Origin of the sequence: Paenibacillus thiaminolyticus (assembly GCF_003591545.1) — a bacterium.
Taxonomy (GTDB): Bacteria; Bacillota; Bacilli; order Paenibacillales; family Paenibacillaceae; genus Paenibacillus_B; species Paenibacillus_B thiaminolyticus_A.
The window spans coordinates 1-12,546 of record NZ_QYZD01000017.1; the positions used below are offsets into that span (position 1 = coordinate 1).

The following is a 12,546-nucleotide window of genomic DNA, read 5'->3' on the forward strand; positions in this document are numbered from 1 at the left end:
CCGCTTACGTTCACTCCCCCAATCAGTCAGGAGCGGTATATGTGTTACACTGCTTATGCGCACTGTCCCCAACGGTCAGGAGCGGTATATGTGTTACACTGCTTATGCGCACTGTCCCCAACGGTCAGGAGCGGTATATGTGTTACGCTGCTTTTGCGCACTCTCCCATTCAGTCAGGAGAGGTCTACGTGTCACGCCGCTTATACGCACTCTCCCATTCAGTTCAGGAGAGGTCTACGTGTTATGCCGCTTATACGCACTCTCCCATTTAGTCAGAAAAGGCCTGCGTGTTAGTCGCTAACGTGACTCTTCAAGTCCTCCCCAAAGCGAAAATGCAGCCGTGGACGGAAATCTGAGCCGAAGGGAGATTGCTTCAATGAATATTCAAAAGGGGCTGACCTGAGCGGATGGGAGAATGATGAAAAGAGCATTAGAGGTAGGGAACTGCCCAGGCGGCAGGCCGGTGAAATGAGTAGCTGTGGACGGAAATCTGAGCCAAAGGGAGATTACCACGAAGGATATCTGACGGAGCAATTATGCTGTAAATTTGTAAGATTGGTTAGACGTAAGGTGGAATATGTTGTGATATGATGGGGGGAAGAATGAGGAAAGCTGGTGCTTGCATTGAGAGTATTTCGTGGTCTTGTGAATCTCATTATTATTATTATACTTTGGGCGATTCTTAAAAATATTTGGGAGCCTGCTGCTTATATATTTGTGCCATTGCTTGCCATTGTGATGTTCTCCGGGCTGAACAACAGAACGGAGCAGGGGAACGCAGCAGGGCGGCACGATGAGCAGGCGGAAGCTCTGAATGAATGGGACCGGCATGATAATGACGGAGATGAGTACGATGAAGATGAGTATGGCGAAAATGAGTGCGATGAGGATGATGATGAAGAGGATGAAGATGATGAGGAGTACGACGAGCTTGTCGAGGATGCCGCGGTCATCGTAGCACAGGCGGGCTACGCTTCTCTTGAACTGTTGGAGGCCGAGCTTGACATTGGTGAGGAAGATGCCGAGTACATACTGAATGAATTGGAGGAGTATGGGATTGTTGATGAAGCTTCAAGCGATAGTTCTGTGCGGAAGGTGCTCCTAACACCGGCGGGTGTACAGGCGCTCGTGAACTCATGGCATGAGTATGAAGATGATGAGGAATACGATGGAGACGACGAGGACGAGGCGTGTTGGCATAGCTTGAGAGATGAAGGGGTGAAGAATGCGGCAGCGGTCGTGGTTGACGTGGGCTATGCTTCGGCAGAGCTGCTGCAGTCCCACCTAGCTGTCGATAGAGAGCGAGCGACGGAATTGCTGCATATTTTGGAGGATTGTCATATCGTCGGTCCAGCGAATGGACATCGCATCGAACGAAGCGTGCTTGTGACTCCTGCGTGGATGGAACGAGAGCTTGGGGAGGAAATAGACGAGGAAAAGGAAGCGAAGAATGGGATAGCAGGATTGCTTCAGCAACTCGACGCTCTACATGGCATGGAGGCGGCCAAGCTACATATCCGACAGTTAGTTGATGTCTTGTCAGAGATGAACGAGCGGGAGGATCGCGGGTTCGATACCTATGAACTACGGATGAATATGATTTTTGCTGGTCTGCCGGGCATGGGTCAGATGACGATCGCGCGTATTGTCGGCAAATTATTATATGAGATGGACATTCTCTATGAGGGGGAGGTTGTGGAGGTTCCTTTCTTCGAACTGCTAGGGTCAGATACATTCACAACCTCTACACAGGTTCACGATGCTCTTAACGGGGCTTCCGGCAACGTTGTTGTTATTCCCGATTTATACCGGCTGTCTGAGCCTGGTGCGCCGGAACAAGGCGGTGAGGCGATCCATTCTCTATTAAGCTACCTGGATCAGTGCAACGAGGAGATCGTTGTCATTTTGAGCGGGGCGCCGAATAAACTTAATAGCTTACTGGACAAATATATCGGAATCCGCACCTTTTTCCCGTATTTGATTCCGTTTTTGCGAACGGCTACGACAGCCGGCGGGAACATTGCGGATGCGAGGGCCGAGCATTTTTCCCGGTTTGAACGTCCTTCCTTACCAGAAGAACGAGTCGTACCCGAGATGCCGCCTTTAGTCTCACCGCCACGGGAGCATGCAGGGATGGAGACTGTTGCTCCGCAATCCGAACCGGTTCGGCAGAACGAGGTGGGACTTGAGCAGGATGGGGTTCGGCAGAACGAGGTAAGACTTGAGCAGGGTGGGGTTCAGCAGTATGAGGAGAGGCTCGAACCGAATGTGGTTCAGGCAGAACGGTTCGACTGGGAGGCGGAGCTGAGCCGTATCGAAGAGCTGCATGGACAGCGCGCCACGCTGGCTGAATGGGCGGAGCAGCTCCATGCCTACCACGAGCGAAAGGCCAAAGGCATGTATGCGGATGCCCCTCCGGCCTGCTTCGTGTTCAAGGGGGGGACGGAGTCTGGCAGAGCATCGCTGGCTCAATGTCTGGCAGGCCTGTATAAGCATTATGGCATTGTATCCCGGGGACATGTCGTAACCGCGGAGCTGCGGGACATACGTTCATTGCAGGAGCTTAATGAACAGCTTCAGAACCGTCTGCAGCAAGCGGAGGGAGGATTGCTTGCCGTCCATATTCACGAACTGGGCTCGGCCGCCGATCGGGTACAAGCGGAGCGGGCAGTGGCGGATGCGATGATGAAGGCGACCGATAAGATGAATGCAGACAAGGTTATCGTCATTGAAGGGACAGAAGAAGAAGTGAAGGCGTTCCTCGATGTCAGTTCGGTGCTGCGCATGCGATTCTCCAAGCAGATCGAGCTGGAGCGGGTTGCTGCTGGCAAGGCTTAACAATCACATTCAGGTGTAAGAAGGAAGAGCCGTTGAGGACAATATCTCGATGGCTCTTTGGCCTGCCGACGAGTTTCTGAATGCAGAGGAGGCCGCCAAGCAAGATGCAGTCTAAGCTCGCTTGATGCCGTGCTGCGTTGGATCCTGAATGGAGGTAAAAATGAATTTATTTAGTTTGTTGGTCATAGTTCCAATTGACTATATAGCCAGGCCATTTGGTATAATTAACCGGTAAACATGTGGAAGGATTCTTCAAAGGGGGAGAAGCATGAACCGGTTGTGAATGATGAAAAAGACGATGTGCGCCGTGCTCGTTTTGCTGATTATGGCACAAGCGATACCGCTAACGGCAGGAAAGGCCAAGGCGGAAGCGGAAGATGGACGTATGTTCATGTTCTGCCCTTTTTGGCGTTGAAGCAGTCATGGCCTTGTTCTATCTTATCAAGCGATGAAGCGAGGTAGACTTTTCCATGAAAACCCTATTCGATACGATCCATGAAAACATACGCCTTGATGAAGGCACGCATGTCATTGAGCAGATGCTTATCGCCTGTTATATGAAGCCGGGCATTGCGACGAAAGAATTGGCCCGGCGCACGATGCTGCCGGTTCCGCTTGCGACGGCCGCCAAGAAGGAGCTTATCCGCGCCGGCCTGCTCCGGCAGGACAGAGGAGTGCGCTGCACGCCTGCAGGCGATGCCTGGGTTGAGCAGGAGTGGGATTATGATGGGCTCGCTATCCCCCTGTACCATGCCTTGCTCAAGGACGATACGGCCAGGAGGACAGTATTGGCCGACTGGTGGAATGAGTGGAGGGGCATTTATGAAGCCCGGCCGCAAGCGGACGTGCAAATCGATCAATCGAAATGCACGATGGAGACCAGTCTAAAGCGGGCGATGCTGTGCTTGCGCGAGCACGCGTTGATTGGCAAGCGAGTGCTCTGCATCGGCGACGACGATCTGGTCAGCATTTCGCTAGGCCTGCTGCTGAAGCGGCTGTTCCCGGGGAGAAGCAGTCTGAGGGGCAGGATTCATGTCGTCGATATCGACGAGAGCGTTTTGCAATATATTCACGATGTCGCGAAGCGGGAGCGGCTGCCGATCATATGCCATCATGCGGATCTCCGCCAGCCGCTGCCGGAGGAATTGCACGGCCGCTTCGATTGCTTTTTCACGGATCCGCCGTATACGATGCAGGGCATGAGCTTGTTCCTGTCCAGGGGCATCAGTGCCCTCAAGCGGAGCATAGGGCTCCCTATGTTCCTGTCATTCGCGCATAAGCCACCCGGCTTCACGCTGGCGATGAAGCAGGAGTTCATTCGCATGGGGGTGATGGCACAGGAGATTATCCCGCATTTCAATGAATATGAAGGAGCGCAAATGATTGGCGGCCACGGGCAAATGATTGTGCTGAAGTCGACGGAGCGGACCGCTCCGGGCCAAGAGGAACGCTATGAAGGAGCGATATACACCGGTGAATTCAGGCGGACGGAGCGTCTGTACCGCTGCAAGCAGTGCTTCGGTACGGTCAGGGTCGGTCAGGATTTGGAGATTGGCACGATTGAACAGTTGAAGCAGCGCGGTTGCTCCCGCTGTGGGGGCTTTATCTTCGAGCTTGTAAAAAGCAGTGCGGGAGGGAGCCGCACTGCCCGCAGCCCATCAGCGGTAACACGGATAGTTGAACACGGCGGAAAAAAGAACACCGCTCTGCCGGGCAAGGGCATACGGACCGGTGTCCCTATGAGGCTCACACGCGGACGGTTTCCCGTTGCCGGACTGAGCATGGTTGGTCCGGCGACGAGGCGGCGCCGGATAAGGCGGCGCACTCCCTGAACGCGAAATGTCTGCACCCTTGACAGCGTGCCATACTGATGCGCGTCAGGGCGTAGTCGATGGCGGCGCCCGTCCGATCGAAGAAATGGTCGGCCCCGATGCGATCGGCCAGTCCGGTCCGGGATAGCAGCGTCCGCGGCTGGTCATGGATGCCGGTCACGAGCACGATGCCGCCTTGACGCTGCACGCGGCCGACGAGAGCCGATAGATTCGATTCGGCGGTGGTATCCATGTACGGGACGCGGCCCATACGCAAAATCAGCACAAGCGGGGTGTCTGCGGACTGATCCGCCAGCGACTGCTCGAATGACTGGGCCGCTCCGAAGAATAGCGGGCCTTCGACCGTGAACATGCTGATTTGCGGACAATGCCGGCCGTCCTTCACGATTCGGGAAGAGACCTTGGCCTTCCGGTCGGCCGGGTCGGGCAGCACCTTGGCGACCGTGACGCCTTCGCTCATCCGCTTCACGAACAGCACGACGGCCAGCACGAGCCCGGCCTGCACCGCCACCGTCAGGTTGAAGAAGACGGTCAGCAGGAAGGTGACGGCCAATATGAGCGAATCGGCGGTTCGGGTCCGCAAAATATGCAGAAAAGCTTTGCGTTCGCTCATGTTCCAGGCCACGACCATCAGAATCGGCGCCATGGCGGCAAGCGGAATATTCGAGGCATACGGCGCGAAGAACAGCAGCACCAGCAGCACGACAAGGGCATGCACGACCCCTGACACGGGAGAGACGGCTCCGTTCCGGATATTGGTCGCCGTCCGGGCGATAGCTCCGGTGGCGGGAATGCCGCCGAACAACGGCGTGATCATGTTGGCGATTCCCTGCCCGACGAGCTCGCGGTTGCTCTTGTGCCGATCGCCAGTCATGCCGTCGGCGACGACAGCTGACAGGAGCGATTCAATGCCGCCGAGCATCGCGATAACGAAGGCGGGCTGCAGCAGATGGACGATGCGATCCCAGCTGATCGCCGGCACCCGGAATTCAGGCAAGCCGGCCGGAATGTCGCCGAAGGTTGAGCCGATCGTGGCGACTTGGCCAGGGAAGAACCAGGCGGCAGCCAAGCTGGAGATGAGCAGTCCGATCAGCGATCCGGGAATGCGGGGCAGCCATCTCGGCGTAATCAACAGGACGGCAAGGCAGAGAGCAGCGGTCACTACGCTATATAAATTGAGCGACGGCAGCTGCAGGACAAGGGCGCGCATGTCGGCGATGAAGCCGCCCTGCTTGTCGACGTGCACACCGAGAAAATCCGCGATCTGCCCCGTAAAGATGATGACCGCGATCCCGGAGGTGAAGCCGATCGTGACCGGCCGCGGGATGAAGCGGATGACGGCTCCGAAGCGGAACAGACCCATCAGCACCAGCATGAGTCCAGCCATGAAGCCGGCGATGAGCAGGTTTTCGTATCCATATTGCAGGACGATGGCGAACAAAATCGGAATGAACGCGCCCGTCGGCCCCCCGATCTGGAAGCGCGAACCGCCCAGCAGCGAAATAAGCAGGCCCGCCACGATCGTCGTATAGAGCCCGTACTCCGGCTTGACGCCCGAAGCAATGGCAAACGCCATCCCTAACGGAATGGCGACAATGCCGACAATGCTTCCAGAAATCATATCTTTCTTCAGTGACTGCACGGTATATCCGGCATAACGTCCGCGCAACAACGGTTTCATTCACTTTCCCCACCATTTCTAAATATCTGATTATTTGAATATACAAAAAATCATATATTTCATTTCCGCTTCTGTCAAAGCCGGTGTAGCGCCGTGTATGGCGTCCAGAAAGGGAAAAGAGAGGAAACCCGAGTCCGTTACTCGAATCCCTCTCTTTTATGAAGATTCTTGCTTTTTGATGTTTTGCAGCATCGAAATCGAGTTGACAAGATGATTGTCGAAGATGCGCTTCGCCACCTGGAGCAGATCCTTAATCATCGGATCGCGCAGAGAATAAATAACCGAGGTTCCGTCCTTGACGCCGTAGACGACGTTCTTGCCGCGCAGGACCGCCAGCTGCTGCGAGACAGCCGATCCTTCGATGCCGAGGATCGACTGGATTTCGTTCACCGTCTTGTCGCCCTCGCATAGAACCTCCAATATTTTGATTCTCAAGGGGTGTGCCAACGCTTTGAAAAACTCGGCTTTGAACTGTTGAATGTCCGGATACATGGCGTACTCCCTTTGTCATGGAAAGAGTAGATATAGAATAGTGTACCACAAAACGGACGCTTCTGGAAAATGGAGGCCCAGGTGCGGGCGGCTTCCTCAGGAAGAGAGCGGAGGGGAATCATGGCCCTCTGCCGCCGCATGCTTCTTCTTCAAAATAAACCCGGTGCTCGCCGAGAGCAAGTACATGGTCCCGCCAACGATATATACTGCCTGCGGTCCCCACATATCGGCCACAGTCCCGGCGAACAGGACCGACACCCCGAACAGGACATAGGTAATCGTGCTCTGCGCCGTGAATACATTCGGCTGCTCGGCGAGCGGGGTGTATTGTTGCACATAGGTCCGCTGGGCGATATCGCGCAGCTGGTAGAACGGGCCCATCAGCAGGACGAGGGCCAGGGCGATGAAGGCTTGCGTATTGAACGCGTAGCCGTAGGCGAACAGGCTCACCCCGAAGGAGCCGACAATAATTGCGCTCACGAGATGGCGGTGGATAAGGGCAGACAGCTTGAGCGTAATCAGCCCGCCGATAATGGTGCCTGCATAGTAGGTGGCATTAATATAGCCCCACCATGCTTCATCCTTCTGCAGCACTTCCTGCGCGAAGACGAGCGTGACGCCGCCAATCCAGATGCCGCCCGCGATTCCTTCGACGATATCCATCCACGTGATAATCCGCATCTGCGGATGCGTGAAGAGAAAGGTCCAGCCGGCCAGCATGGATCGGGATCCTTTGGCCTTCCGTTCGATCTGTCCCTTGTGGGACAGGCGGACGAGAAAGAGGCAGCCTAGGAGCAGCAGCCCGGAGGACAGCTGCAGCACAAGCGAGTGGCCGAGCTTGGCGACGAGAATGCCGCCGGCGGTCCAGCCGAGCAGCGACAGCATCTGCATGCTGGTGGAGACGAGGCTGTTGGCCTGTACGCGCTTGTCCTCTTCAACAAGGCGCGGATAGAGCGCATTGGCCGCGGCGGAGGCGCAGCCTTCGACATAGCCGATAAGCACGATGCCGCCGAACGCATAGCCGAGGAATGCCGACGCAGGCAGAATCGATGACAGAGGCGCCAGAGAGAAGGCGACAAGCCCAGACAGCGCGCATTGGAGCAGCAGGAACAGCCGGGTCACGTTGGCGACCGTCAGCTTCGTGTACCAGAATGGCAGCGAGAAGCTGCTCGACAGCACGGCGATGGAGCGGACGAAGGAGACCGCTCCGGCGAAGGCCGCCGAGCCGGTTAATTGGTATACGGCGGCGATCAAAGTCATCATATAGAGCGATCCGGCCAGATTGGCAAACGATCGGCTCGATAAGAGCGAGTAAAAGGAACGATTCAAGCAAACACCTCATTGCATCGGCGGTTCGCTCGGAAGCCGTGGACCGGCCTTGGCGAATCCCGTGTTAAAGTAATTTTTTCCTATTATAGCATGTTGGGGAAATTAGACTACTTATTTTTTTCTAATAATTATTCTACTTTACTTGCCGCCCTCAGCTTTTTTTTTCTATGAACTGTCTTTCCTTTATTCGATGTTCCTGATATATTAAACCGTAAATCATAATATACTTTTGAAAAAAAATTTCAGAATGCATTTGCTTGAAGCGATCAGATCATCTGAACAGTATGCCTGCTCGAGGACATCACCAACAGGAGGGAAATACGATGATATTGAACGAAGTGCGGCAGGAGCTGCTTCGGCTGCTTGGCCCGGATCGCTTCCGTGACGATATGGAAGCGCTTATCACGCATTCGTATGATGCGACACCGATGCTTCAGACGATGCCGGATGCGGTCGTCTACCCGGACTCAACGCAGGATGTGCAGCATATTCTCCGTCTGGCGAATGAGTACCGTATTCCGATTGTTCCGCGGGGAGCGGCCAGCAATCTATGCGGCGGCACGGTACCTGTGTCCGGAGGCATCGTCGTGGCGATGACCCGGATGAACAAGCTGCTGGAGCTCGATACCGATAATCTGACGGCCACGTTCCAGCCGGGGCTGAATACGAAGCAGTTCCACCGCGAGGTCGAGAAGAAGGGGCTCTTCTATCCGCCCGATCCGAGCAGCATGGTGATCTCGACCTTGGGCGGCAACATTATGGAGGGCGCCGGCGGCTTGCGCGGCTTGAAGTACGGCACGACCAAGGACTATGTCATCGGTCTGGAGGCGGTTCTTCCTTCCGGTGAGGTCATCCGGACGGGCGGTAAGCTGTACAAGGATGTCGCCGGCTACGACTTGACGAAGCTGCTCGTCGGGTCCGAAGGGACGCTCGCCATCGTAACGGAGGCGACGGTGAAGCTTATCCCTGCGCCCAAAGTGAGACAGACGATGCTGGTTGCTTTTGAAGACATTTATGCGGCCGCGCGCTCCGTCTCGCGGATTGTGGGCGCCGGCATCATTCCCGCGACGCTGGAGTTCATGGATCAGCCGACGATACGGGTCGTGGAGGAGTACAATCATATCGGCCTGCCGACGGATATGGAGGCGGTGCTCTTGATTGAGCAGGACGGGCAGGAGCAGCTTGGGGTGGGGAAGGATATGGAGGCCATCGCCGCGATATGCCGGGAGGAAGGAGCGGCCCGCATCGATATGGCGCGGGATGAGCATGAGGCGGGGCAGTTGATGAAGGCGAGGCGCAGCGCGCTGTCGACCTTGGCGCGCATCCGGCCGACGACGATATTGGAGGATGCGACGGTGCCCCGTTCCCGCATCGCGGATATGGTCTTGGCCATTAACCGGATCGCGGCCGAATACGAGCTGAATATTTGCACCTTCGGCCATGCCGGGGACGGGAATCTGCATCCAACCTGTACGACAGATGCGAGAGACAGCGCGGAGATCGAACGGGTGGAGCAGGCGTTCGCCGATATTTTCGAGGAGGCGATCCGGCTTGGCGGCACAATCACCGGGGAACACGGCGTCGGCACCGTCAAGGCACCTTATCTGGAATGGAAGGTCGGAGAGGCGGGCATCGCCGTCATGAAAGGCATCAAGCAGGCGTTCGATCCGAACGGCATCATGAATCCGGGTAAAATCTTCGCCAAGCCCGCGCGCAAAAGGCTGGTGATTACCCGATGAGCAGCGGCAGCATGACCAACAGCGAGAACAATAAGGTGAATAATAGTATGCAAAACAGCATGCACAGCAGCGTGAACGGCATCATGCACAGCAGCGTGAACGGCAGCATGAACGGCATCCGGGATAAAGAAAGCGGGCAACGTCCGGCGGGCGCTCTGCAGCAGCAGCTGGCCCAGGCGCTCGATTACGAGCAGCTGATGAACTGCATGCGCTGCGGATTTTGCCAGCCGTCCTGCCCGACGTTCCGGGAGACCGGCCTGGAGGCCGCTTCTCCGCGCGGGCGTATCGCCCTCATGAAGGCGGTGGCGGACGGGCTGATGGAGCCGGACGCGGCGTTCAAGCAACAGATGGATCTGTGCCTGGGCTGCCGTGCCTGTGAACCGGTATGCCCCTCCGACGTCAAGTATGGCCAACTGCTGGAGCAGACGCGGGAGGTCTTGTTCGAGCATACGGAGCCGCAGCCCGGAGCGGTACCGCTGCGCCGGCTGCATAAGCTGGCGCAGCCGGTCTTCAAGCGCCACCGCCGCTTGCGGCTGATGAGCACGATACTGCAAGCGTACCAGCGCTCCGGTCTGCAGCGGCTGGCGCGGCGGGGCCGCATGCTGCGCTGGCTTCCGCAGCATATGCAGACGATGGAGCGGATTATGCCTCAGGCCGACAGCCGCGGCGTCGTGAAGCGGGCCGGCGGGGGCCGGTTCCCTGCGAAGGGAGAGCGCATCGGCACGGTCGGGCTGTTCCGCGGCTGCATTATGGACGTTCTGTTCACGGAGACGAATGTTAATACGGTGCGTCTGTTGACGGAGTCCGGCTACGATGTCGTCATTCCGGAGGAGCAGTCCTGCTGCGGCGCTTTGTTCTCCCATAGCGGCGACCGGAGGACGGCGCTGGAGTTCGCGATGCAGAATGTGAAGGCGTTCCGGGAAGCGGGCGTGGATTACATCGCTACCAATGCAGGCGGCTGCGGGGCGACGCTGATCGAATATGATCATCTATTGGCGGATGAAGCGGAATGGGATGAACCGGCGCGCCAGTTTTCCAAGCAAGTGAAGGATATTAGCGAGCTGCTGCTGCGCTCGGGCCGCTGGAGCGATCTGGCGGATCCGGCCAAGCAATCCCCGGCTGCGGATTCCATTACTTCCGTGACGGTCACGTATCAAGATTCATGCCATCTCCGCAATGTGATGCGGGCCGGCGACAGTCCGCGCCGCTTGCTGCGCATGATTCCGGATACGAAGTTCGTAGAGCTGGAAGGGGCGGAGATCTGCTGCGGTTCGGCAGGCATTTATAATCTGGTGCAGCCGCAGATGGCGAACGATATTCTCGACGCCCGAATGGACGCGGTGGACGAAACGCAGGCATCCGTTATCTTGACGAGCAACCCGGGCTGCCTGCTGCAGATGAAGGCGGGAGTGGAACGGGAGCAAGCGCATGACCGGATTCAAGTTATGCATATCATCGATTATTTTGCGGAAAAAGTGTTGAAATAATATTTTATATTTTTATAGGTGGGAGGAATGTGCGTGAATGTCATTCCATTGCAGGCCGAGTGGCTGGCTCCGATGCTTGACTTATGGAACCGGGAGTTGGGCGGGCATTTTCCGATGCGAGAAGAGCTGCTTCGGCAAAATACGTTTGAAGATGTCAATGTCTATGCGCCGGGCTCATGGCTGGCTCATAGCCCGGATGGAACGCTGCTTGGCTTCGTCGTAGCGAAGACGTGGCGGGAAGAAGATCGCGGCATGAAGCTCGGGGAAGGCGGGGGCTGGATTCAGGCCTTGGTCGTTCGTTCCGAGGCGAGGGGCCGGGGGCTGGGAAGCCGGCTGCTGGCGCTGGCGGAAGAAGCGCTGCAAGCGACCGGGGCGAATAAGGTCTTTATGGGACGGGATCCGTGGCATTATTTCCCCGGAGTTCCGGCAGCGCTCGACTCTGCCCGCCCATGGCTGGAGCGGAGAGGCTACCGCTTTTTATATGAAGTGCATGATCTGTATGCAAGCGTGAAGGATGAACCAGTTGTTCGGCCGGACTATTCCGGGGACGTGCAGGCGAGATTGCTGGAATGTAGCGATCGGGAAGAAATGCTGCGTTTTTTCCGTAGATGCTTCCCTGGCCGCTGGTATTATGAGGCGCAGTGCTATTGGGAACGCGGAGGGCAAGGCAGGGAATTCCTTGGCCTGTTCACGGAGAGCGGAGAGATGATCGGCTTCTGCCGCGTCAACGACGAAGCTTCCCCGTATATCGCGCAGAATACGTATTGGGCTCCGCTCGTCCCGGAGCCGCTCGGCGGAATCGGTCCGCTCGGCGTAGACAGCCGTTATCGCGGCAAAGGCTACGGGCTGGCCTTAGTAGAGGAAGGTATCGCCGAATTGCAGGCGCGCGGGATGAAGCATCTCGTCATCGACTGGACGGAGCTCGTTGATTTTTACGCCAAGCTAGGCTTTCAGCCGTGGAAGAGCTACGATCTGATGGCGAATTCGTGGAGCGAGGATTCGCAGGGCTGAGCGCTCTGACCGGAACAGGGAGAAGCTGTGACCAACACATGAGCACCCCCGGGCGATGCATTGCGGCATAACTAGGTGTGTGGTGGTCGGGCGGTCCCGCAGGCGGTCTGCCCATTTTCCGCCGCAATATGAGATTG

The 12,546-nt window shown here is 56.8% G+C and carries 8 protein-coding genes; 5 read left to right on the top strand and 3 right to left on the bottom strand.

Annotated elements, in window-relative coordinates; genetic code table 11:
- The first annotated feature begins 615 nt into the window (after positions 1-615).
- Together DQX05_RS17835 and DQX05_RS17840 are read left to right on the top strand one after the other, a co-directional pair.
- Positions 616-2,838, top strand: coding sequence for a DNA translocase FtsK (locus DQX05_RS17835; protein ID WP_147385201.1), 2,223 nt, complete (start codon positions 616-618; stop codon positions 2,836-2,838).
- Positions 2,839-3,308: 470 nt separating this feature from the next.
- Positions 3,309-4,670 carry a bis-aminopropyl spermidine synthase family protein gene (locus tag DQX05_RS17840; RefSeq protein ID WP_310735679.1) on the top strand — a complete coding sequence of 454 codons (1,362 nt, stop codon included), beginning with the start codon at positions 3,309-3,311 and terminating at the stop codon, positions 4,668-4,670.
- Here the strand turns inward: DQX05_RS17840 and DQX05_RS17845 are convergent.
- The 3 genes from DQX05_RS17845 to DQX05_RS17855 form a co-directional block, all read right to left on the bottom strand.
- Positions 4,585-6,351, bottom strand: a complete 1,767-nt coding sequence (locus DQX05_RS17845) for a SulP family inorganic anion transporter (protein ID WP_119794871.1) — start codon at positions 6,349-6,351, stop codon at positions 4,585-4,587. The genes DQX05_RS17840 and DQX05_RS17845 overlap by 86 nt on opposite strands.
- 156 nt (positions 6,352-6,507) lie before the next feature.
- Positions 6,508-6,843: an ArsR/SmtB family transcription factor gene (locus DQX05_RS17850; protein ID WP_006676633.1), complete on the bottom strand. Its 336-nt coding sequence runs from the start codon at positions 6,841-6,843 to the stop codon at positions 6,508-6,510.
- A 96-nt stretch (positions 6,844-6,939) separates the two neighbouring features.
- The gene (locus tag DQX05_RS17855) at positions 6,940-8,172 is read right to left on the bottom strand and encodes an MFS transporter (protein ID WP_119794872.1); all 1,233 of its coding nucleotides are present in this window, start codon (positions 8,170-8,172) and stop codon (positions 6,940-6,942) included.
- A 323-nt stretch (positions 8,173-8,495) separates the two neighbouring features.
- On the opposite strand from DQX05_RS17855, the gene DQX05_RS17860 reads away from it, so the two are divergent.
- The 3 genes from DQX05_RS17860 to DQX05_RS17870 all read left to right on the top strand — a co-directional run bounded on the left by DQX05_RS17860 (position 8,496) and on the right by DQX05_RS17870 (position 12,409).
- Positions 8,496-9,911, top strand: coding sequence for an FAD-binding oxidoreductase (locus tag DQX05_RS17860; protein ID WP_119794873.1), 1,416 nt, complete (start codon positions 8,496-8,498; stop codon positions 9,909-9,911).
- A 107-nt stretch (positions 9,912-10,018) separates the two neighbouring features.
- Positions 10,019-11,398: a (Fe-S)-binding protein gene (locus DQX05_RS17865; protein ID WP_119794968.1), complete on the top strand. Its 1,380-nt coding sequence runs from the start codon at positions 10,019-10,021 to the stop codon at positions 11,396-11,398.
- Between the two features lie 27 nt (positions 11,399-11,425).
- Complete coding sequence (locus tag DQX05_RS17870; protein ID WP_119794874.1) at positions 11,426-12,409, top strand: GNAT family N-acetyltransferase; 984 nt, start codon at positions 11,426-11,428, stop codon at positions 12,407-12,409.
- The last annotated feature ends 137 nt before the right edge of the window (positions 12,410-12,546 follow it).